Raw genomic sequence first — 22960 nt, forward strand, 5'->3', positions numbered from 1 at the left:
ATGAAAAGCCTTAAGAAACAACGCCGTATCCAAGTCATCGCCGTCGCGGCGGTGGCTTTGGTGTTATCGACTGTGCTGATCGGGTACGCGATGCGCGATGGCATCAATTTCTTTCGTGCGCCAACCCAGGTGTTGGCGGAACCGCCCGCGCCATCCGAGGTGTTCCGCATCGGCGGGCTGGTGACCGAAGGCTCTCTGGTTCGCGGTCAGGGCAAGACAATTCAGTTCAGCGTTACCGACGGTGGCGCGACCGTGCCAGTGACCTACACGGGCGTTCTGCCGGATCTTTTCGAGGAAAACCAAGGCATGGTCGGAACCGGTCGTTACATTAACGGCGTCTTTGAAGCTTCTGAAATACTTGCAAAACATGATGAAACATACATGCCAAAGGAAGTTGTCGACGCGCTGAAAGAGCAAGGCGTCTACAAGGAGCCGGAAGGGTAACAGCGTACGCTGCTCTCAGACCGAATTAACCATTTCTAGCCCATTTTGTTCCCCGCAAAAGCGAACATATGGGGGCAAGGATGCAGACGGTCAGAGAGATCGCGACACAGATCGTTGCGCGTGAAGGCGGCTTTGTGAACGATCCGGATGATCCGGGCGGGGCAACCAACTTCGGCGTTACCATTCACACGATGCGCACATTGGGGCTCGATCTGGACCGGGATGGTACGGTGACGGTTGCGGATGTGCGTGCGCTGACAAAGGCCCAGGCGGTCGAGATTTTCGAAAAACACTATTTCGAAAAGCCTTTGATCGCCTTGTTACCGCCTCCGCTGCACGCGACGGTCTTTGATATGTATGTCAATGCCGGGGCAAATGCGGTCAAGATTCTTCAGCGATTACTGAACGATATGGGGCACGATGTGGCGGTGGACGGGGCGCTTGGCCCACAAAGCATCGCCGCGGCACAGGCCGCCTACGTCCAGGCGCCGGGCCATCTAGCGGATGCCTACGGAATCGCCCGGCGTAACTATTATTTTCGGATCGCCGACCGCCGGGCCGCCAGCCGCAAATTCGCCCGCACCCGTGCCGGTGGCAAGGGTGGCTGGATCAGGCGCGCCGAAGACTTCATTTCCGCGCGGTATCACATGACGGAAAAACAGTTTCAGCAAAGGGTCGCAGCATGGGTTTGATCACCGGTATCTTGAACGTCATTTTTGGCAATGGTCGCAACGTGATAAGCGATACAGCCGAAGTGTTCCGCGAAAACACCGAGGAAGGTGCGGCCCGCTCGCAAGAGCTCAGGCTCGAAGCGATGAAGCAGTTTGCCCGCGAATTTGAATCGTCCAATCAAAGCGTCTTTGACCGCATCATGGACGGCGTGAACCGTGTTCCACGGCCAGCGCTGGCCCTGGGCACCTTGGGGCTTTTTGTCGCGGCCATGGTGGATCCGATCTGGTTTTCCAAGCGGATGCAGGGCATTGCGCTTGTGCCGGAACCCTTGTGGTGGTTGCTGGGCGTGATCGTGTCGTTTTACTTCGGGGCGCGACACCAGATCAAAAGTCAGCAATTTCAAAGGTCTATTGCTAAAACCATGGCATACACGCCGAAAGTGGTCGAAAACATCACCGCGCTGAACGGGCTGAAATCGACAAGCCCGGGGCTGGCGGACAGCGGACCGGATGCCCGTTTGTCGGCGCTGTCCATCATTCCGGATGGCAATGCGGCGCTGGAAGACTGGCGCGCGCATAAGCGCCCCGCGACAAAGTGATCACCTGATCGGCGCGATTGTCATTGGATGCGCTTCCGGCGCGTCCTATACTGCGGGCATGATCACAGAATTTGGACATTTCGCCCTGATCCTGGCCTTTATCGTGGCCATTGTTCAGATGATCGTACCGCTGATCGGTGCGCAGAAGCGCTGGCCTGCATGGATGGCCGTGGCGGAACCCGCCGCCTCGGCGCAGTTCCTGCTTACCGCCTTCGCCTTCGGGGCGTTGATGTACGCCTTCGTCACCTCTGATTTCAGCCTCAGGCTGGTTACGCTCAACAGCCATTCGGCCAAGCCGATGCTGTACAAGATCAGCGGAACATGGGGCAACCACGAGGGATCCATGCTGCTGTGGGTTCTCATTGTCACGCTCTTTGGCGCCATGGCCGCGTGGTTCGGGGGCAATCTGCCACCCACCCTGCGGGCGCGGGTTCTGGCCGTGCAATCAGCCATTGCGGTTGCGTTCTTTGCCTTTATTCTCTTTACCTCCAACCCCTTTCTGCGGTTGGCCGTCCCGCCGTTCGACGGGCAGGACCTCAACCCGCTGTTGCAGGATCCCGGTCTGGCGTTTCACCCGCCGTTTCTTTACCTCGGCTATGTCGGGCTGAGCATGACCTTCAGCTTCGCCGTGGGCGCCTTGATCGAAGGACGGGTCGATGCGGCCTGGGGCCGCTGGGTGCGGCCCTGGACCCTTGCGGCATGGGTGTTTCTGACCATCGGCATCGCTTTGGGCTCGTGGTGGGCCTATTACGAGCTTGGCTGGGGCGGTTTCTGGTTCTGGGACCCGGTGGAGAACGCCTCTTTCATGCCATGGCTGCTGGCGGCGGCGCTGCTGCACTCGGCGATCGTCGTTGAGAAACGCGAGGCGCTCAAAAGCTGGACCATTTTGCTGGCCATCCTCGCCTTCGGGTTCTCCCTGATCGGCACCTTCATCGTCCGGTCGGGCCTGCTGACCTCGGTGCATGCCTTCGCCAATGACCCTGAGCGCGGTGTCTTTATCCTGATGATCATGGCGTTTTTTATGGGCGGGGCGCTTATTCTCTATGCCTTGCGCGCGGGGGCCATGGAGGCCCGCGGCGTCTTCGGCGTTGTCAGCCGGGAAAGCGCGCTGCTGGCCAACAACCTGTTGCTGGCCGTCTCGTGCTTCGTGGTGTTCGTGGGCACGATGTGGCCTTTGGTGGCCGAGATGTTCTTTGACCGCAAGCTCAGCGTCGGACCGCCGTTTTTCAACATGGCCTTTTCGCCCTTCATGCTGGTGTTGGGGCTGATCCTGCCCATCGGCTCCGCGATGCCGTGGAAGCGGGCAAGCATCCTGCGGTCCCTGCGGCCCCTCAGATATGTCTTCGTGCTGGCGGTGGCCGTCGGCGGATTGGCCTATGCCATGCAGACAGGCCGCAGCCTTCTGGGGCCCATCGGGATGTTTCTTGCCGCGTGGATTGTCGCGGGAACGATTGTTGACCTGATGCAGCGCACGGGCCGCGGGCCGGGCAGGTGGGCGCGCCTGACGCGTCTGCCGCGCGCGGACTGGGGCAAGATGGTCGCCCATTCCGGCCTCGGGATCACCATGATGGGGGTCTCGGGATTGATGGCATGGCAATACGAGGACATCCGCGTTGCGCAGTTTGGCGAGCCTTTTGATGTGGGGGCCTACACGCTGACCCTGGATGACGTGGTCAACAGCGAAGGCCCGAATTACCTGTCGACAACCGGGTTCATCACGCTTTCCAGGGATGGCCGTGAAATCGCGCAACTGCGGCCAGAGAAACGTATCTACCCGGTGGCCCAGATGCCAACCACGGAAGCGGCAATCGACTACGATCTGGCGCGCGACGTCTATGTTGTGATCGGCGACCGCCAGGGTGCTGGCGGATGGGCGGTGCGGACCTATATCAAGCCGCTCACCAACTGGATATGGATCGGCAGCGGCCTCATGGCGCTTGGCGGGTTGCTCAGCCTGTCGGACCGGCGTTTCCGCGTGGCCGCCGGGGCGCGCAGGACAGCGGCGGTGCCTGCCGAATGATCCGTGTGGCGCTCCTGATGATCCTGCTGGCCAGCCCTCTCTGGGCGCTCGATCCGTCTGAAATGCTGCCTGACCCGGCCCTTGAGGCGCGCGCGCGCGCCATCGATCACGAATTGCGCTGCGTTGTGTGCCAGTCGGAATCGGTTGCCTTCTCCAATTCCAACTGGGCGGAGGATGCCCGCCGCACGGTACGCGAGCTTGTCACCGACGGGGCCACGGATGCCGAGATCATGGATTTTTTCGTCGCGCGGTACGGAGAGTTCGTGCTGATGTCGCCACGCGCCAGCGGCTCGACATGGGTGCTTTGGGCGGCAGGTCCCCTGATGGTTCTGTTGGCGGCGGCGGTTGGATTTGGATACATCAGGTCGCGAGCACGGACGGCCGCACCCCAGGAGGCGCAGCTGAGTGAGGCCGAAGAGGCGCGCCTGCGTGAAATCCTGAAAGAGTGACGCCTCGTTGCTCTTCCCTGAACCGATCAGTTTGATATGACAGGGCAGGCCCGGAAAAAGGATTGCCCAATGGACTATCAAACGCTGACCTGCACGCTGAAAGACGGCGTCGCCACCATCACCCTGAACCGGCCAGACAAGATGAATGCGCTGAGCACGCAGATGCGCGCCGAGATCGCATATGCCGTGACTGAAGCGGGCAAGAGCGCGCGGGTGGTTGTGCTGACGGGAGCAGGGCGCGCCTTTTGTTCCGGGCAGGATCTGGGTGACCGGGTGAGTGCTGCCAATCTCGACCTTGAACGGACGCTGCGGGATGAATACGCACCGATGCTCCGCGCCATTGTCGATTGCCCGGTGCCGACCATCGCGGCGGTGAACGGGCCTGCCGCCGGGGCCGGGGCCAACCTTGCGCTTGCGGCGGACGTCGTGATCGCGGCGGAAAGCGCCTATTTCCTGCAGGCCTTCGCGCGTATCGGTCTGATCCCCGATGCGGGCGGGACCTATGTTCTGCCCCGCACCATGGGCACCGCCAAGGCCATGGGGGCGGCTCTCTTTGCCGACAAGATCACGGCGCGGCAGGCGGATGACTGGGGCATGATCTGGGAAGCCGTTCCCGATGACACATTTGCAGAGCATTGGCAGGCGCGCGCCGCGCATCTTGCGCAGGGGCCCACGGCGGCTTATGCGGCCATAAAGACGGTTATTCGCGGCAGCTGGAACAACTCGATGGAAGATCAGCTGTCACTGGAGGCACGCCAACAGGGCGCGTGCGGCAAATCCCGCGACTTTCAGGAAGGTGTTCTGGCCTTTACGGAGAAGCGCCCGGCACGGTTCGAAGGGCGCTGAGCTTCAGGCCGGACGGCTCACGAAGCGCTCGACCAGCAGCACATCATCGACGGTCAGCCGGGGACCATCCGCACAGGCAACGATTGCGACGGCGATCCCGTTTGCATGCACGGTCTGAACGCTGCCGGACACGTCGGTAATGGTGATCGTGGGGGGGGCTTCACCTTTGTCATAGACAACCGCGATCTTGTCTTCTGCCGTGCCGTCATCCGGGATCAGGGCGCCTTCGGGCCCAGTGCTCCAGTCGGCGGGCAGTGGCATCCGTTTTGCCAGCCCCTGGGCGCAGGCGTGAGAATTATTGACTTGCCGGACCATCTTATACCTCACACTCTGTACTGAAGGCGTCATGGCGCGATTTCCGCGACAGTCCTGCGCCCCAAAACCCAGATTTACCCTTGCCAGCGCGGGCCTTTCACAGTGCCTGGAAACAGGTAACGGACAGGATCACACCGGGTATTTAAGCGCTCAAAGCGCCTTGAGCCGGGACTGTACGGGGTGTCGCAACGACCGGTCAAGAAATCGCCCGGATTATGCGGCGGTCGGAAACAATGACATAATTCGAACACATTTCGCCGTGTCGGGCGTGGACAGTAGCCTGCGCAACTGTCGGTAATCTCACATAAATCGCGGGATTGTTCGGTGGATCGTGTCAGGCTGATTCGCAGCGTGTCATCCACCGCATCGAGGTGCCGTGCTGGCCGACCCGATGGTGATTACGGGTCGGCCAGCAAGCAGGGTCAGCGGTTTTCGATATCCACGTAGTCACGTGCGGTGCTGCCAAGATACAGCTGCCGCGGGCGGCCGATCTTGTTTTGCGGATCGGCGATCATTTCCTTCCACTGGGAAATCCAGCCGACGGTGCGGCTCAGCGCGAAGATCGGCGTAAACATCGACGTGGGGAAGCCCATCGCTTCGAGGATGATGCCGGAATAGAAGTCCACGTTGGGGAAGAGCTTCTTGTCCGCGAAATAGGGATCGGCCAGCGCCGCCGTTTCCAGCTCCTTGGCCACCTGCAGGATCGGGTTGTTGTCCACGCCCAGCAGCTCCAGCACCTCGTCAGCGCTTTCCTTCATGACCTTGGCGCGGGGATCAAAGTTCTTGTACACGCGGTGGCCAAAACCCATCAGTCGGAAGGGGTCGTTCTTGTCTTTCGCGCGGGCGATGAATTCGGGGATGCGGTCGGGCGTGCCGATCTCGTTGAGCATCTCCAGACAGGCCTGGTTCGCGCCGCCATGCGCCGGCCCCCAGAGACAGGCGATACCCGCCGCGATACAGGCAAAGGGATTGGCGCCGGAGGAGGACGCCAGCCGCACCGTCGAGGTGGAGGCGTTCTGTTCATGATCCGCGTGCAGCGTGAAAATCCGGTCCATCGCGCGGCTGAGGATCGGATTGACCTCGTAATCCTCGGCCGGCACGGCAAAGCACATGCGCAGGAAGTTGGAGGCATAGTCCAGATCGTTGCGCGGATACACGAAGGGCTGGCCGATGGTGTATTTATACGCCATCGCCGCAATCGTCGGCATCTTCGCGATCAGGCGGATAGAGGCGACCTCGCGCTGCCACGGATCGGCGATATCGGTGCTGTCATGATAGAAGGCCGACATGGCACCCACGACGCCGGTCATGACGGCCATGGGGTGCGCGTCGCGCCTGAACCCGCGGAAGAAATTCATCATCTGCTCGTGCAGCATGGTGTGATTAGTCACGCGGCTTTCGAAATCCTCCAGCTCGGCCGGTGTCGGCAGTTCACCGTATAGCAGCAGATAGCAGACTTCGAGGTAGTGGGATTTGCTGGCAAGCTGATCGATCGGATACCCGCGGTGCAGCAGCTCACCCTTATCGCCGTCAATGAAGGTGATGGTGCTGTCGCAGCTGGCGGTGGAGGTGAAGCCCGGGTCATAGGTAAAAACACCCGCCTGGGCGTAAAGTTTGCGGATGTCGACCACTTCAGGCCCGGCGGTCGGGGCAAAGACGGGCAGTTCGTAGTCCTTGCCGTCAATGCTCAGCTTCGCGGATTTCGTGCTTTCAGCCATGGGTGGTCCTTCCTGTCATATATGCGGGCGTACCCGACTTACGGCTCTCGACGCCACGGGCATCCGGCCAAGTTTTCCTGCAGAGTCATGCCTCCGCGTCCTGCGCTGCATCCGTCAAGCGGGCGAGGGTTTCCTCTTTCCCCAAAACCAGCATCATGTCGAATACCGAGGGCGTTACCGCCCGACCGGATAGTGCTGCGCGCAAGGGTCCGGCGAGTTTCCCGAACTTGGTGTCTTTGCTTTCCGCAAAGCGGTTCAGGATACCTTCCAGATTTTCCTTGTCCCAGCTATCAGTTTGCAGATGCGGCGTCAATTCGCCCAGCATACCACGGGATACCGTATCAAGATTCTTTGCCGCTTTCTCCTCCGTTTCTATCGGACGAGAGGTTAACGCAAAGTGAGCTTTTTCAAGGAGTTCAGGCAAAGTTTTGGCCCGATCCTTCACGCAATAGAGGGCGCGGGACAGCATCTCGGCCTGCCGTCGGGTCAAGGCGGGTGCCCCGGTTGCGGCAAGATAGCCCGTGATTTCTTGCTGCAGCGCAGCGTCATCGGACTGCGCAATGTGCAGCCCTGACAGGTTTTCCAGTTTCTTGAGGTCGAACCGGGCCGGGCTCTTGCCGATGCCGGACAAATCGAACCACGCGCGCGCCTGCGCATCGGTGAAGAACTCGTCATCCCCATGGCTCCATCCGAGCCGCGCGAGGTAGTTGCGCATACCCGCGGCAGGGTATCCCATCGCCTGATATTCCTGCGCGCCCAAAGCGCCATGGCGTTTGGAGAGTTTCTTGCCGTCGGGCCCGTGGATCAGCGGAATATGCGCCCAGACCGGAACGTCCCATCCCATCGCGTGATAGATCATCATCTGGCGTGCCGCGTTGTTGAGGTGATCATCGCCCCGGATCACATGGGTCACCCCCATGTCATGGTCATCTACCACCACTGCCAACATGTAAACGGGCGTGCCATCCGAACGTAACAGCACCATGTCATCCAGCTGGTCATTGCGGATGGTGACCTCTCCCTGAACCTCATCGTGGATCACGGTATTGCCCGACTGCGGTGCCTTGATCCGGATGACGAAAGGTGCGTCGGGATGGCTGGCAGGGTCGGCGTCGCGCCACGGCGACCGGTAGAGCGTGCTCTTACCCTCGGCCCGGGCGGCCTCCCGGAAGGCGGTGATGTCGTCTTGCGTGGCGAAGCATTTGTAGGCCTTGCCAGCGGCCAGAAGCTCGCGCGCCACAGCCGCGTGGCGGTCGGCGTTTTCGAACTGGCTGACGATCTCGCCGTCATGGTCCAGCCCCAGCCACGCCATGCCCTGCAGGATCGCCTCCGTCGCCTCCGGGGTAGACCGCGCGCGATCGGTATCCTCGATCCGCAGCAGGAATCTGCCCCCGCGGCCCCGGGCATAGAGCCAGTTGAACAGCGCGGTGCGCGCGCCCCCGATGTGAAGGAACCCTGTGGGCGAGGGGGCGAAACGGGTGACGACAGGGGCTGACATGGGCGGTGTTTACCTTTCAGTAACCATGGGGGGCGTACTTATAGAAGGTCTGTCTATCCAGTGCGGTGAATGGGGGCAAGGAGGTGCTGAATGACACGGATCAGGGCCGTTTTGCTGCAGCAGCGCGGGTCTCTGTTTGAATGGGTGCCCGTGTGCCTTGCCATTGGTATTGGCTGCTACTTCCTGCTGCGCTTTGAACCCTCCACCAGCTTTCTTGTTGCCACCTGTGCGGCAGCACTTGGCCTCTTGCTATGTCACCGGGTGCTGGGCGAAGCCTTCAGCCCACTGGCGATCGCTGCCGCCCTCGTTGCCTGCGGGTTCATTCTGGCCGCCTACCGGGCCCATGATGTTGCCAGTCCCGTCCTGGGGTGGCGGTATTACGGCCCGGTGGAAGGGCGGGTGATCAATATCGACCGCAGCGGGTCGGACGCATTGCGGGTGACGCTGGATCAGGTGGTGATGGAGCGGATTTCGCCGGAAAGGACGCCGACGCGCGTGCGCATTTCCCTGCACGGCGATCAGTCGCACAGCATCGCGCCGGCGCCCGGGCTGCGGGTCATGACGACTGCGCATGTCTCGCCGCCGGGAGGCCCGGTTGAACCGGGCGGATTTGATTTCCAACGCCATGCATGGTTCGGGCAACTGGGTGGTGTCGGCTACTCTCGCGTGCCGCTGCTGGCCATCGCGCCGCCTGCCGACGGGGAATGGGGACTGCTCGTGTTCCGCGTCCGCATGGCGGTCGCGGCCCGGATGCTCGACGTGCTGCCGGGCGATGTGGGCGGTTTTGCGGTGGCCGTGACCACCGGCGCACGAAGCGCCATCAGTCAGGAGGCGCTGGACGATCTGCGCGCCAGCAACCTCGCGCATTTGCTGGCCATCTCGGGTTTGCACATGGGGTTGCTTACCGGGTTTGTCTTTGCGCTGCTGCGCGTGTGCATCGCGCTGGTGCCGCCGCTGGCGCTGCGGGTTCCGGCCCGCAAGCTGGCCGCGGGCGGTGCGCTCGTGGTCGCCAGCGGCTACCTTGCCCTTTCCGGCGGCAATGTCGCGACGGAGCGGGCCTTTATCATGGTGGCGGTGGCGCTCACCGCCTTGATGCTGAACCGCCGTGCGATCAGTCTGAGGGCCGTGGCCATCGCCGCGACCATCGTGCTTCTTCTGCGGCCCGAGGCGTTGCTGGGACCGGGGTTCCAGATGTCCTTCGCCGCGACCACTGCCCTTGTTGCGGTCTTCGGATACATGCGGGACCATCGCCTGTCGATGGGACCGACCTGGGCCAAACCCGTCGTGGCGGTGTTGATATCCTCTGGGGTTGCGGGGCTGGCGACCGCGCCCATCGGCGCTGCACACTTCAATGCCATCGCGCATTACGGGCTTTTTGCCAACCTGACGTCAGTGCCGATGATGGGCATGGTGGTGATCCCGGCTGCTGTTCTGGCACTGTGTCTCGCGCCTTTGGGGCTGGATTGGATCGGCCTGTGGATCATGGGGCTGGGGCTGCGCTGGATACTCGAGGTCGGCAGTTTCGTGGCCAATCTGGATGGCGCGCGATCTTTTGTGGCCGGTCCCGGTATGGCCGTTCTGCCGATGATCGCGCTGGGGTTCCTGTGGCTTTGCCTCTGGCAGGGGCGCACCCGTCTGATCGGGGTGGCCCCTGTTCTGGCGGCGTTCTGGATGTGGCAAAATGCCGATCGGCCTGTCGGTCTGATCGCAGAGAACGGGGCCCTTGTCGGGGTAATGACGGCAGATGGGCGCGCGCTCAGCAAAAGCAAGGGGGCCGGTTTCGTTGCCCGGAACTGGCTGGAAAATGACGGCGATGCAACGGATCAACTGACAGCAGCATCGCGCTGGCCGTCGGGGCAGGCGGTGCCGCTGCCGGGCGGCCTGCGTGTCACCCACCTGGCTGGTAAAAAAGCCGTCGCGGGGTTTGACGGCTGTGATACCGGGCAAATCATCGTCGCCAATCAGGACTTGCCCGTGCGGTCATCGACCTGTGTGCTGCTGGACCCCAAACGCCTGCGTGACATGGGGGCGGTCGCGATCAGAACCGGCAAGGACGGCATCCGGCTGGTGTCGGTCCGTGATGTGACCGGAGACAGGCTCTGGTCGCCGTGGCGCAGACCCTGATCAGCCGGTCAGTAAGTCCGGATCAGCCCGACCAGCTTGCCCTGGACCTTGACCTTATCCTCAGTGAAGATGCGGGTTTCATACGCCGGGTTCGCCGCTTCAAGCGCGATGGCATTGCCTTTGCGCATGTAGCGTTTCAGGGTCGCTTCATGGTCCTCGACCAGCGCCACGACAATATCTCCGTTGTCGGCCACGCTGGTTTCCTTGATCACCACGACGTCGCCATCGTTGATCCCGGCTTCGATCATCGAGTCGCCCTTGACTTCCAGCGCATAGTGCTCGCCCGAACCGGACAACATCTGGCCGGGGACAGCAACGGAGTGCGATGGTTGATTGATCGCTTCAATCGGGACGCCTGCCGCGATGCGGCCCATCAGGGGTACCTCGCTCGCGAAGGCGGCACTGACGGCCTGTGCGTTCGCGGGGATGGGGGCGTCCGGCTTGTCGCCCTCGATGACCCGTGGCGAGAACCCCGACGTGGGGGCGCCGCCCAGGCTTTCAGGCAGCTTCACAATTTCGATCGCGCGGGCGCGATGTGCCAGCCTGCGGATAAAGCCACGCTCTTCCAGCGCGGTTATCAACCTGTGAATACCGGATTTCGAGCGCAGGTCGAGCGCTTCTTTCATTTCGTCAAAACTGGGGGGAACGCCGTCGCGTCCGACGCGTTTGTGAATGAACTCCAGCAAATCCAACTGCTTCTTGGTGAGCATCTCTTGGTCCTCCGACGCCTGTTTTCACGTTTGTTCTAGTGATGTTCCCGTTTTGTGTCAACGGTTTCCGGGCAGGCGGTCACAGCGGCAGGTACGAGACCGTCTCGCCAATGCCGCGCGCCGGATCATGCGGCGGGCGCACCAGGAGGGCGTCGGCCTGCGCCAGTATGCCCAGCAAAGAACTGTCCTGCTGACCGAAGGCGACCAGCCCCGCTGCGGTCAGACGTGCCCGCATATAGTGTTCGCGCGGTCCGTTTCGGGTGAGCGGCGCCGCCAGCGGTGCGGTGCTTTGCGGGGCAGGGTCGGTGCCAAGGCCCAGCATTGCACGGATGACCGGGACTACAAATACCATCCCGCAGACCAGTGCGGACACCGGGTTGCCCGGCAGACCGATCATCGGCACACCTGCAAGCCGTCCCGCCATCAGCGGCTTACCGGGGCGCATCGCGACCTTGTAGAACGACTGCTCCATCCCCAGATCCGCGGCCGCCGATGCGACCAGATCATGATCGCCGACAGAGGCGCCGCCAATGGTGACGATCAAATCGGCGGAGGATGCGAGGCCAAAAACGGTCTTGAGAGAGGCGGTCGTGTCCCGCGCGATGGGCATCATCTGCGTTTCTGCGCCAGCCGCTTCCAATTGCGCCGCAAGGCCAAACGCGTTGGAGGCAATGATCTGATCTGCCGACGGGGTTTCGCCCGGCATGACCAGTTCGTCGCCGGTGGCGATGATGGCCACGCGGGGGCGTCTGGCGACGGGCAGTTCGGGGTGATTCATCGCGGCCAGAAGCGCAACATCGGCAGCACCAAGAAGCCGTGGGGCGGCGACGACATCGCCGGCACTGAAATCACCACCCGCGGGCCGCACGTTGTCCTTGCCGTCCATATCGAGATGCAGCGTGATCAGATCGCCGCGCCGCGTCACATCTTCCTGAATGACCACGAAATCCGTATCCGGCGGGATTGGCGCACCGGTAAAGATCCGCACGCATTGGCCCGGGCCGACGGGCCCACCGTAGCTGTGCCCCGCCGCCGCTTCACCCACCACCTTGAACATGGCGTCCGGCTCCACTTCGGCGCGGCGCAGCGCGTATCCATCCATCGAAGAGGCATCAAAGGGCGGTTGCGTCCTCGTGGCGGCGACATCCCGGGCCAGCACACGGCCGGCCGCGCGGCGGAGCGGGACGGTCTCGACACCAAGCGGATCGGCCAATGCAAACAGATGCACCAGCGCTTCGTGGACAGAGATCATGTCGCCTCGAAGCGACCGGACTTGCCGCCGTCTTTCAACACCACGCGCAAGTCATTGACCTGCATGCCTTTATCGACAGCTTTGCACATATCGTAGACGGTCAGCGCTGCGACGGAGGCAGCTGTCAGCGCCTCCATTTCAACGCCGGTCTGTCCTGTGGTCTTGACCGTTGCTGCCACGTGGTACCCGGGCAGGCTTTCATCCGCTTCGAAGTCAACCGAAACCTTGGTGATCGGCAAGGGATGACACAGTGGGATCAGGTCGGAGGTGCGCTTGGCGGCCATGATGCCCGCAAGCCTCGCAACACCCAGAACGTCCCCTTTTTTGGCCTGTCCTTTCGAAATGATATCAAAGGTTTCTGCAAGCATCTTAATGTTGCATCGCGCCACGGCAACACGATCCGTGACGGGTTTGTCCCCCACGTCCACCATATGTGCATCGCCCTTGGCATCGAAATGGCTCAGCTTTCCCGTCACGTCACATAACTCCGCCAGTCATCGGATTTGCCAGCAACTGCCGCGTAGCAGTTTCGACGTCCTGCTGACGCATCAGGCTTTCCCCGATCAGGAAGATGCGGGCGCCGTAACGGGCCATATCCGCGAGGTCTTCCGGCGTGCTGAGACCGGATTCCGAAACGATCAGCTTGTCCTCGGGCACGTCGCGCGACAACTCCCGCGTGGTGTCCAGCGTGGTTTCAAATGTCTTCAGGTTGCGATTATTGATGCCCATAAGCCGGCTTTTGAGGCGGCTGGCGCGGTCCAGTTCCGCCTTGTCATGCACTTCCAGCAACGCGTCCATGCCCCATTCCGTCGCGGTGTCTTCAAGCTCCTGCGCCTGGGCATCGCTGACAGACGCCATGATGATCAGAATGCAATCCGCCCCCAGCGCGCGGGCTTCGGCCACCTGATAGGGATCATACATGAAATCCTTGCGCAGCACCGGCAGGTCGCAGGCGGCGCGCGCCTGAACAAGGTAGTCCTTTGCCCCCTGGAAGCTTGGCGTGTCGGTCAGGACCGAAAGACAGGCCGCCCCACCCGCCGTGTAAGCTCTGGCCAGCGCCGCAGGATCGAAATCTTCCCGGATCAGGCCTTTGGACGGGCTGGCCTTCTTGATCTCTGCAATCAGCCCGTACCCGTCCAGCGTGGCGTGATGCAGCGCATCGGCAAAGGGACGGACAGGAGGCGCATCCCGCGCGTCGGCTTCGATGTCAGCCATCGGCCTTGCCGCCTTGTCAGCGGCAACTTCTTCCAGCTTATAGGCTTTGATCTTGTCCAGAATGGTGTCGGTCATGGGGCCTCCGGCGGGTTGGCCCAGTTTATGGCGTGCTCGCCGCGGGCCTGCAACCACGCATTGACCCGACTGAACGGACGAGAGCCGAAAAACCCGCGCCGCGCCGACAGCGGCGAGGGATGCGCGGTTTCGATCTTGAGATTTACGTTTGGATCGATCCGGTCTGCGGCCTCTTGCGCCTGCGCGCCCCAGAGCAGATAGGCGCGCGGCGTTGCTGCAAGATGCGTCAACACCTGTTGCGTCAAGTCTTGCCACCCGATCCTGTCGTGTCCTTTTGCCTCACCTGCCGGGACCGTCAGCACGGTGTTGAGCAACAAGACACCCTGATCCGCCCAGAACCCCAGATCGGCATTCGCCGGGCATGATCCGATATCATCCGCCATCTCCTTGAAGATATTCGACAAAGAGCGCGGCAGGGGCGTGACATGCGCGTCGGCTGAAAAGGCCAGACCATGGGCATGCCCCGGCGTCGGATAGGGATCCTGACCAAGGATCACCACGCGGGCCTGTTCAGGTTGAACGCATTCCAGCGCCCTGAACACCAAGAACGACGGGGGCAGTATCTCGCGTGTGTCGGCCTCCAGTTTCCGCTCGGTTTCTGCCCAGCTGCTGCCGAAAAAGGGCAGGCGGCGCCATGCGCCCAACCGGGTCAGATCGTAGGTGCTCACGCCTGTTGGGTGATGCGGGCGACGGCGGTGATCTTGTCGCGTGCCGCGCCGCTGTCAATGGAGGCAGCTGCCTTGGCGACGCCCTCCTTCAGGTCTGCGGCCGCATCCGCAACGACAAGGGCCGCCGCCGCATTCAGGAGGACGGCGTCGCGGTAGGCAGAGGCCTGACCATCCAGCAAGGCGTTGAAATCCCGCGCGTTGTCTTCCGGCGTGCCGCCGATGATATCCTCGAAAGGATGCACCGGCAGGCCCGCATCCTCGGGATGAACTTCCTGTTCGCTGATGGTCCCGTCGGTGCTCAGGGCGCTGACCCAGGAGACGCCGGTGATGGTAAGCTCATCCGTGCCGTCGGAGCCGTGGACAAGCCAGGCTTTCTCGGAACCGAGTGTTTTGAGTGTTTCCGCCATGGGGCGGATCAGGTCGCGCGAAAAAGCACCGGTCAGCTGGCGTTTGACAGCTGCGGGGTTCGTCAGCGGACCCAGAATATTGAAAATGGTGCGCGTACCCAGTTCCGCACGGGTTGGCATCACGTGAGCGATCGCGGGGTGATGCATTGGCGCCATCATGAACCCGATGCCCGCCTCTCTGAGCGCTTTTTCAACGACTTCAGCGCCGACCATGACATTGAGGCCCATTTGCGTCAGCGCATCCGCAGCCCCTGACTTGGAACTCAGATTGCGGTTGCCATGCTTGGCCACGACAACGCCCGCACCCGCAACGACAAATGCCGTCGCGGTGGAGATGTTCAATGTCCCCTTGCCGTCGCCACCTGTCCCGACGATATCCATCGCCCCCTCGGGCGCCCGCACGGCGTTGCATTTGTCGCGCATCACCGCGGCGGCTGCGGCGTATTCATCCACCGTCTCGCCGCGGGTGCGCAGGGCCATCAGGAAGCCGCCGATCTGGCTGGGGGTGGCTTCTCCGTCGAACAGGATGCCGAACGCGGCCTCCGCCTGCTCCTTGGTTAGCGGACCGGTCGCCGCCGCCCCGATCAGGGGTTTCAGCGCCTCGCTCATGCCGCGACCTTCATCTCTTTCAGAAAGTTCTGCAGCAACGCATGACCGTGCTCGGACCGGATCGATTCCGGGTGAAACTGCACGCCGTGGATGGGCAGTTCACGGTGTTGCAGGCCCATGATCGTGCCGTCCTCCAATGCTGCCGTGACCTCAAGACTGTCGGGCAGGCTCTCGCGATCGACGATCAGCGAGTGATACCGCGTGGCGGCAAAGGGTGTTGGCAAACCGGCAAAGAGCCCCGTGCCGCCGTGGCTGATCTGGCCGAGTTTGCCGTGCACGATGTCGCTGGCCTGAACAACTTTGCCGCCAAAAGCCTGGCCAATAGTCTGATGCCCAAGGCAGACCCCCATCAAGGGTGTGCGGGTTTCCGCCGCCGCCTGCGTGAGGGCAAGGCAAATTCCCGCCTGATCGGGATCACAGGGACCGGGCGACAGCAAAATACCAGCGGGATTCAGCGCCATGGCCTGCTGCACGTCCAGCGCATCGTTGCGGTGCACCACCACATCCGCCCCGAGGCTGCCCAGATAGTGCAAAAGGTTGTAGGTGAAACTGTCGTAATTGTCGATCAGCAGCAACATGTCCAAAACTTTGATTTCAGGGCTGGAGACCGATGGCTCTAGCGCGGTATAGTTCGTGCATACATGTTCAGGCTTGCAAGGCTGCGTCAAGGGGCGCAGAGTCACGCAGCAGGCTTGGGTGGGCAGGCGAAAACGGGTTCTTTGCATCGCGCCGAGAGCCGGTGAAGACGAAAAGAGGTGGGCTGAGCGTGGCACGTGGTTTTCTGAGGGGGGCTCTTTGGGGCAGCGCTGCGAGTTTGTGCGTGGCGGGCATTGTATCGGTCATGGCGGATGGCCCCGTTGCGCCGGTGGTCACCGCCGCGGCACCTGCCAAGGATGCGGCCCCACGACCCGCGGTGACCAACGCCCAACAGTCGCAGGGAGATCGTGCGCCGGTGACCGGGCAGCAGGCGCCGAAAGCACCGGCACCGCAGCCCGATACGCTGCTGGCTGTGCGCGACAGCGATACCGCCCCCGCCGCTTTACCCGAGACGGGGGGCGCTTCTGCCCTGTCCGGACCGTCCGCCGAGGATGCGCAGGGTGGCATCGACACCTCGAAGGTGGGAACGCCGGTTGTGTCCAACCCGCAGACACCGGGGCTGGCGGCCCCGGTCACGGAGCCGTCGCTGTCAGTTTCGACGGACCCGGCGCAGCCACCGGCGCCGCAGGTTTCCGACGACATCGCCCTGTCCGAAGACCCCGAACAGCCGGGACAGCCGTCCGTTGAGGCGGACACAGTGGCACTGGCATCGCCGTCAACGGATCAGGCCCCGCCACCTGTGGATGTGGAGACGTCGATCTCCGTCGAACCGGATCAGCCGCCGCTGCCCGAGGTTCCGGCAGAAGCGCAGGCATTCGATACGTCCGAACCGTCGCAGGTGACCGATGATGCGCCTCAGGAAACCGGCACGCCGTCCGCGTCGCCGGATGCCACGGCTGACACAGTCTCGCCGGAGGTGGAGATTGTACAGGATGGGGGCGTGATCTCCGATGCCCCCTTGGAAGCAGGGCAGGACGAAGAGATCGTCACCGAGACGGCCCCGGATCCCGCGCCGCAGGTTATTGCCTCGGATGACGGTGCCGGACCTGAAGGCGAGGTGCTGGAAAGCATCGGAACGCCGGTGGGTACATTCGGCAATCTTGCGCCGGAGGTGAAAACCAATCGTCTGCCAACCCTTGGGGAGGAACCCGAGGCAGCCCCCGAACCGTTGCCCCTTGAGGACATCGAAGAGGTGGCCCCGGATCCGGGCGCAGAGAACCGGCCGGTTGTCCGCTTTGCCGCACCACACGAAAATCCGGACGGCAAGCCGGTGATGGCGATTGTCCTGATGGATGACGGTGTGGATCTTTCCGCCGATACAATCGGGCTGCCGGCGTTGCGCAGCTTTCCCTACCCGGTGAGCTTTGCGGTGGACACCAGCCTGCCCGACGCGAAGGACCGTATGGCGGCCTACCGCGCGGAAGGCTTCGAGGTGCTGGCCATGGTGGATCTGCCTCAGGGCGCGCGGGCGCGGGACGCCGAAATCTCGATGTCGGTTGCCTTGGAAGCGATTCCCGAAGCGGTCGGGGTGCTGGAAGGTGTCGGCGAGGGGGTTCAGGGAACACGTGACGCCGCGCGGCAGGTGACAGAGATCCTGGCCGCGTCCGGTCACGGGTTTGTCACTCAGAACAAGGGGTTGAACACGGTGCAGAAACTGGCGGCAAAGGCGGGCGTGCCCTCGGCTGTCGTGTTTCGCGATTTTGACAGCAGTCAGCAAACGCCAACCGTGATCCGCCGGTTTCTGGATCAGGCGGCGTTTCGCGCCGACAACGAGGGCGGTGTGATCATGTTGGGCCGTTTGCGGGAAGACACGATTTCGGCGCTCTTGTTATGGGCGCTGCAGGACCGCGCGAAACGTGTCGCTCTGGTGCCTGTTTCAGCCGCGCTGACGACCCAGTAGGGCGCCCCGGCGCCTACGCCTGACGCTTCTGGGTGGATTTCATGAAGGTGTCATACCAGTCGGCAAACGCCTCCGCTGGCATCGGGTAGCCCAGCCGGTATCCTTGCACAACGTCGCATCCCAGCGCTTTGACACGCTCGTAATGCGCGTCATTCTCCACGCCTTCCGCCACCACCCGCATCCCGAGATTGCGCGACAGTGCGACCACGGCGCCGATGATGCTCTCGGCCCGGGCATTGGGAACCGGCTCCACCAGGGAGCGGTCCAGCTTGAGTCCGTCAAACCGCAGGCGCGACAGGTTGGACATGGATGCATAGCCGGTGCCGAAATCATCGAGCACGACCGCAAATCCGCTGCCGGTCAGGTTTTCAATGGTCTGGATGGCCTCGTCGTCCTCGCTTTCGATCAATGTGCTTTCCAGAACTTCGACCGTCAGATCCTGCGGCGAGAGGCCGCGGGCGAGGACCTCCTGAAGCAACCGGTCCGGCAGGTTGGGATCCCGCAGCGTGTCGGGGGAGGCGTTGATCGAGATCGAGGGCACCTCCATGCCCCTCGCGCGGAACTGCTCCAGCAAATCAAGACCCTTTTCCACCATGATCAGGTCGATCTGGCGGATCATGCCCGCCTCTTCCGCCGCCGCAAGGAAGGTTCCCGGGGCGATGATGCCACGGGTGGGATGGTTCCACCTTGCGAGTATCTCGCAGCCGTAGATTTTACCTGATCCGGTGAAAATCTGAGGTTGCAGATGCGGCACGAACTGGTCTTCCGCCAGCGCATGCGTGATTTCGGCAAACAGCGCCTCTCGTGTGTCGATCTCCGTCCGCAAATCCCCCGAATAAGAAAAAACCTGCCCCCGTCCTGCCCGTTTGGCCTCGTAGAGCGCCAGGTCAGCCTCGATCAACAACTGGTCCGGGGTTGCCACGGAAGAGGTGGCCATGGTGAACCCGACGCTGGCCCCGATCCTGCATGTCGCCCCGTCGATTTTCATTGGTTTGCTGATTGCATCGACAATACGCGTGCCGAGCGATTCCAACGCGTCCATCGACCGCGGTGCCTTGACGACAATGACAAATTCATCGCCCCCGATCCGCGACACCAGATCGTCTGACCGCGCCTGAGACAGAAGGATATTGGCGACCGCAATCAGCACGTCGTCGCCAACCTTGTGCCCGAGCGTGTCATTGACCGACTTGAAGCGGTCGAGGTCGATTTTCAAAACGCTCAGCGCGACATCGCCGCTTTCGGGCGTGGGCTTCTGATTGGTAAGAAAGTCATAGAGCGCGCGCCGGTTCAGCAGCCCGGTCAATGCGTCGTGGTTTGCCGCATGGGTCAGGTTCTTGCGCGCCGCGACAAGCTCTTCATTGCGGTTTTTCAGGGTCTCGTAGGATGCGGTCAGCTGGTTGCTCCGCCGTTTCAGCCGTCGGATGGCCCGCGACACCGATATCTGCGCCGGAATGAATATGACGGCCGCCTCCAAAAACAGCACGATCAATGCGGCCCCAAGCGCAATCGCTTCAAGACGCTGCAGCCATCTTGTCTGCGCGCGCGAGCGTTGTTCATGCAGGCGCGATGCCGTGTTCAGTGCAGACAGCAGGTTTTGTTGTCCAAGTGCGACAAGCTGGTTTTCCATGTTGGCACGCACCTGACCCTGGGCTTCCATTGCGAAACGCGCCGTTTTGACAAACCGGCGGGAGAAATAGTCCAGGGGGAATTCATCGTTTTCGAAATACAGCTGATTGAGGGCCGGTGACAGCTGCTGCCGTGTCGTCAGCCATTCATGAGAGGATTCGAAGAGCCGAATGGCCGACGCCAGGCGCGCTTCTGTTTCCAGCGACGGGTTCCTGTCGCTTTCCCGCATGAGAAACAGGATACGTTGGCTCAGCATGATTTGCTGGGTGCTGATATGGCTGGCCTTTGCATCCATCTCGGATGCGGAAATCGCCCGGATCGAGGCATAATGCGCGGCACCAATCGTCACCACGACAAGGGCGAATCCGACCGCATACCGCTTCCACAGGGATTGTGGATCGGTAATACAAACGTGGCGCTGGAACTTTCGAATAATCTTCGAAAACACACCCATGAAACGGGTCCCCCGACAGTCGAGCCTTCATGCAGGGTCTTCGCGCGCTCGCTCCACCAAGCGAAAGCACACCCTGCTCAATAGGTTCCACTGTGCGGGAACGGTCTTTCAAATGTCTCAACACCGAGCAGATGCAGCGAGAAAACGGTTCTGTTTATGCGGGGAAATTTAATGAAATTACGACAAAACTGTCCTGATCCGAGGCGGTCAGATTATCTCGTCTTCATCAAAAAGCGGGTCGGTTTCCAGCTGCGTGGCTAGGTCCTCGACCGTTGCCTCGGCCACTTTCGGGCTGAGTGCTGCGAGGTGAAAAACGGCGTCCCCCTCGTTCACGACGGGCAGTATCGCGCGGCCGATCAGGATACCGGGCGAGGGGGCTGTCAAATCCGTTTCAAGCCCGCCGAAAGGGTCTGATATGGTCGCCAGTATGTCGCCGGGTTCCACTGTTTCGCCTTCTGCGCGGAAAGTGCGCAGCAGTCCGCCGACAGGGGCCCTCAGCCAGGTCGAGCGTTCGCATACGTACGGTTCCGCCTTGGCTTTCGCGATGCCCTTTGCAGGCAGCATATCGAGGCTGCGCATGACGCGCAGAATGCCTGCGACCCCGGCGCGCACCGCCATCTCATCGAACCGCAGCCCTTCTCCCGCCTCGTAAAGCAGCACGGGGGTGCCGCGTTCGGCGGCTTCACCACGCAGGGATCCGTCGCGCAGGGGCGAGGTCAATATGACGGGCGCACCGAAGGCCAGCGCCATCTTCCGGGTGATATCGTCGCGCGGTGACACCCGGATCTGCGGCAGGTTAGTGCGGTGAATCGCGGCTGAGTGCAGATCAATGCCGACATCGCAGCGCATGACCACTTCGTTCAGGAAGATATGCGCAAGTCGCGAGCCCAGAGACCCGGAGGGATGACCGGGAAAGCAGCGGTTCAGATCGCGCCGGTCAGGCAGGTATCGCGACCGGTTGAGAAAGCCGAAAGCATTGACAACCGGCACAACCAGCAGGGTGCCGCGCAATGCTTTCAGTTGCGGTGCCCGCAGCAGGCGCCGCACTATTTCAACGCCGATCACCTCGTCGCCGTGCACGGCCGCGGAGACAAAGAGCGTCGGTCCCTCGCGTTTGCCATGATGAACCTGCACCGACAGATTGACCGGTGTGTGATCCGGCAGGGTGGAAACCGGCAGATGCGCTGTTGCCACGTCGCCCGGTGCTATGTGACGCCCCGCAATTTCGAACGGTCGGCGCGGCATCTTCAGCTGTTTCCCTGCCCCGAGAACCGGGCCGCATCGGCGGCAGCACGCCGGATGGCGTTCGATTTGTGCACGGTTTCCTGGAATTCGGCCTCGGGATCGCTGTCAAAGACCACACCGCCGCCCGCCTGAATATAGAGCGTCTGATCCTGCACGACCGCCGTGCGCAGGGCGATGCACATGTCCATGTCGCCGCCGGCACTGAAGTATCCGACGCCGCCGCCGTAAACGCCGCGTTTATCGGGTTCCAGCTCGTCGATGATCTCCATCGCGCGGACCTTGGGTGCGCCCGACACCGTCCCGGCGGGCATCCCGGCAAAGAATGCATCCAGCGCGTCCTTGTCCTGCTGCAACTCGCCAACCACGTTCGACACGATGTGCATCACGTGGCTGTAGCGCTCGACGATGAATTCCTCCGTCGGGCGGACTGTGCCGATTTTCGCCACGCGTCCGACATCGTTGCGGCCCAGGTCCAGCAGCATCAGATGCTCCGCCAGTTCCTTCTGATCGGCCAGCAGATCGGCTTCCAGCGCCCGGTCTTCTTCGGGCGTCGCGCCGCGGGGACGGGTCCCGGCGATGGGCCGGATGGTCACTTCGTTGCCGAACACCCGGACCAGTATCTCCGGGCTCGCCCCGACCACCTGGAACCCGCCGAAATTGAAATAGAACATGAAAGGCGAGGGGTTCGTGCGTCGCAGGCTGCGATAGAGCGCAAAGGGGTCCTGTTTGAAATCCTGGGCCCAGCGTTGCGCGGGCACGACCTGAAAAATATCGCCCGCCCGAATGTACGCGCGCGCTTTCTCCACGGCCGCCTTGTAGCCCTCGTGGGTGAAGTTGCTGACCGGTGCGCCGGGCGCTTCGGCCTCGCCGAGGTCGCGGGTGGCCGAGGGCATGGCCCGTTCCAGATCGCGCACCGCGTCCATCACCCGTTCCGCCGCCTGCGCGTAAGCGGCCCGGGCGGATTGCCCGTCGGACACCCAGGCAGGTGACACAACGGTGACCTCGCCCTTGACCCCGTCCAGAACCGCAACAACCGACGGGCGCATCATAACGGCGTCGGGCAGGCCGAGCGGATCCGGATTGATATGCGGCAGATGTTCGACCAGCCGCACCATGTCGTAGCCAAGGTACCCAAAAAGCCCCGCGGCGGCCTGTGGCAGATCATCGGGCAGGTCAATCCTGCTTTCGGCCAGCAAGGCGCGCAGGGTATCGAGCGGATTGCCCTCCTGCGGCGTGAACGCCTCGGCATCGTAGCGGGCGGCGCGATTGATCTCGCTCAACGCGCCCCGGCACCGCCAGATCAGGTCAGGTTTCATCCCGATGATGGAGTAGCGCCCGCGCACTTCGCCACCCGTCACCGATTCCAGCACAAACGCGTCTTTCTGAGCGCCCGTGAGCTTGAGCATCAAGGAAACCGGGGTGTCCAGATCTGCTGCCAGCCGGGTGTAGACGATCTGGTTGCGGCCGGCCGCATAAGCGGCATCAAAGGCGTCGAATTCCGGGGTCAAAGCCATG

General features: G+C 62.3%; 21 protein-coding genes. 8 read left to right on the plus strand and 13 right to left on the minus strand.

The window, feature by feature from the left end:
* The 6 genes from ccmE (at position 1) to KX928_RS09365 (ending at position 5029) form a co-directional block, all read left to right on the plus strand.
* Positions 1-444 carry a cytochrome c maturation protein CcmE gene (ccmE, locus tag KX928_RS09340; protein WP_219501349.1) on the plus strand — a complete coding sequence of 148 codons (444 nt, stop codon included), beginning with the start codon at positions 1-3 and terminating at the stop codon, positions 442-444.
* Between the two features lie 80 nt (positions 445-524).
* Positions 525-1136, plus strand: a complete 612-nt coding sequence (locus KX928_RS09345; protein ID WP_219501351.1) for a holin-associated N-acetylmuramidase — start codon at positions 525-527, stop codon at positions 1134-1136.
* A complete protein-coding gene (locus KX928_RS09350) occupies positions 1127-1714 on the plus strand; it encodes a holin family protein (RefSeq protein ID WP_219501353.1) in 588 nt (195 codons plus the stop codon). The genes KX928_RS09345 and KX928_RS09350 overlap by 10 nt, the downstream gene beginning before the upstream one ends.
* A gap of 58 nt (positions 1715-1772) precedes the next feature.
* Positions 1773-3734, plus strand: a complete 1962-nt coding sequence (locus tag KX928_RS09355) for a heme lyase CcmF/NrfE family subunit (protein ID WP_219501355.1) — start codon at positions 1773-1775, stop codon at positions 3732-3734.
* Complete coding sequence (locus KX928_RS09360) at positions 3731-4183, plus strand: cytochrome c-type biogenesis protein (RefSeq protein WP_219501357.1); 453 nt, start codon at positions 3731-3733, stop codon at positions 4181-4183. Before KX928_RS09355 ends, KX928_RS09360 begins: the two co-directional genes overlap by 4 nt.
* Before the next feature lie 69 nt (positions 4184-4252).
* Positions 4253-5029: an enoyl-CoA hydratase-related protein gene (locus tag KX928_RS09365; RefSeq protein ID WP_219501359.1), complete on the plus strand. Its 777-nt coding sequence runs from the start codon at positions 4253-4255 to the stop codon at positions 5027-5029.
* Positions 5030-5032: 3 nt separating this feature from the next.
* Here the strand turns inward: KX928_RS09365 and KX928_RS09370 are convergent, their stop codons facing one another.
* The 3 genes from KX928_RS09370 to gltX all read right to left on the minus strand — a co-directional run bounded on the left by KX928_RS09370 (position 5033) and on the right by gltX (position 8560).
* A complete protein-coding gene (locus KX928_RS09370) occupies positions 5033-5290 on the minus strand; it encodes a hypothetical protein (protein WP_219501361.1) in 258 nt (85 codons plus the stop codon).
* A 476-nt stretch (positions 5291-5766) separates the two neighbouring features.
* On the minus strand, positions 5767-7062 hold the full coding sequence (gltA, locus tag KX928_RS09375) for a citrate synthase (protein WP_219501363.1): 1296 nt from the start codon (positions 7060-7062) through the stop codon (positions 5767-5769).
* Between the two features lie 85 nt (positions 7063-7147).
* Positions 7148-8560 (minus strand): glutamate--tRNA ligase, encoded by a 1413-nt coding sequence (gene gltX, locus KX928_RS09380; protein WP_219501364.1) that lies wholly within the window; start codon positions 8558-8560, stop codon positions 7148-7150.
* A gap of 90 nt (positions 8561-8650) precedes the next feature.
* Here gltX and KX928_RS09385 point away from each other — a divergent pair, with 90 nt between their 5' ends.
* Entirely contained in the window at positions 8651-10684 is a 2034-nt protein-coding gene (locus tag KX928_RS09385) for a ComEC/Rec2 family competence protein (RefSeq protein WP_219501366.1), read from the plus strand.
* 8 nt (positions 10685-10692) lie between these two features.
* Here KX928_RS09385 and lexA read toward each other — a convergent pair whose 3' ends face one another.
* From lexA to KX928_RS09420, 7 genes are all read right to left on the minus strand, one after another.
* Positions 10693-11394 (minus strand): transcriptional repressor LexA, encoded by a 702-nt coding sequence (gene lexA / locus KX928_RS09390; protein WP_219501368.1) that lies wholly within the window; start codon positions 11392-11394, stop codon positions 10693-10695.
* A gap of 79 nt (positions 11395-11473) precedes the next feature.
* Entirely contained in the window at positions 11474-12646 is a 1173-nt protein-coding gene (locus KX928_RS09395) for a molybdopterin molybdotransferase MoeA (protein WP_219501369.1), read from the minus strand.
* A complete protein-coding gene (moaC, locus tag KX928_RS09400; protein ID WP_219501371.1) occupies positions 12643-13122 on the minus strand; it encodes a cyclic pyranopterin monophosphate synthase MoaC in 480 nt (159 codons plus the stop codon). The genes KX928_RS09395 and moaC overlap by 4 nt, the downstream gene beginning before the upstream one ends.
* A gap of 1 nt (position 13123) precedes the next feature.
* Positions 13124-13936: an indole-3-glycerol phosphate synthase TrpC gene (gene trpC / locus KX928_RS09405; RefSeq protein WP_219501372.1), complete on the minus strand. Its 813-nt coding sequence runs from the start codon at positions 13934-13936 to the stop codon at positions 13124-13126.
* Positions 13933-14604: a uracil-DNA glycosylase gene (locus tag KX928_RS09410; RefSeq protein WP_219501374.1), complete on the minus strand. Its 672-nt coding sequence runs from the start codon at positions 14602-14604 to the stop codon at positions 13933-13935. The genes trpC and KX928_RS09410 overlap by 4 nt, the downstream gene beginning before the upstream one ends.
* A complete protein-coding gene (gene trpD / locus KX928_RS09415) occupies positions 14601-15620 on the minus strand; it encodes an anthranilate phosphoribosyltransferase (protein WP_219501375.1) in 1020 nt (339 codons plus the stop codon). Before trpD ends, KX928_RS09410 begins: the two co-directional genes overlap by 4 nt.
* Positions 15617-16198 carry an anthranilate synthase component II gene (locus KX928_RS09420; RefSeq protein WP_219501377.1) on the minus strand — a complete coding sequence of 194 codons (582 nt, stop codon included), beginning with the start codon at positions 16196-16198 and terminating at the stop codon, positions 15617-15619. The genes trpD and KX928_RS09420 overlap by 4 nt, the downstream gene beginning before the upstream one ends.
* 188 nt (positions 16199-16386) lie before the next feature.
* Between KX928_RS09420 and KX928_RS23990 the strand changes: the two genes are divergently transcribed.
* Entirely contained in the window at positions 16387-18117 is a 1731-nt protein-coding gene (locus tag KX928_RS23990) for a divergent polysaccharide deacetylase family protein (RefSeq protein WP_308342275.1), read from the plus strand.
* 13 nt (positions 18118-18130) lie between these two features.
* On the opposite strand, the gene KX928_RS09430 is transcribed toward KX928_RS23990, so the two are convergent.
* From KX928_RS09430 to trpE, 3 genes are all read right to left on the minus strand, one after another.
* Complete coding sequence (locus KX928_RS09430; protein ID WP_219501379.1) at positions 18131-20200, minus strand: putative bifunctional diguanylate cyclase/phosphodiesterase; 2070 nt, start codon at positions 20198-20200, stop codon at positions 18131-18133.
* A gap of 207 nt (positions 20201-20407) precedes the next feature.
* A complete protein-coding gene (locus tag KX928_RS09435; RefSeq protein ID WP_219501381.1) occupies positions 20408-21445 on the minus strand; it encodes a succinylglutamate desuccinylase/aspartoacylase family protein in 1038 nt (345 codons plus the stop codon).
* A 2-nt stretch (positions 21446-21447) separates the two neighbouring features.
* Complete coding sequence (gene trpE, locus KX928_RS09440) at positions 21448-22959, minus strand: anthranilate synthase component I (protein WP_219501383.1); 1512 nt, start codon at positions 22957-22959, stop codon at positions 21448-21450.
* Position 22960: the final 1 nt, after the last annotated feature.

This window comes from Roseobacter insulae, from assembly GCF_019375555.1.
In the GTDB taxonomy this organism is placed as follows: Bacteria; Pseudomonadota; Alphaproteobacteria; order Rhodobacterales; family Rhodobacteraceae; genus Roseobacter; species Roseobacter insulae.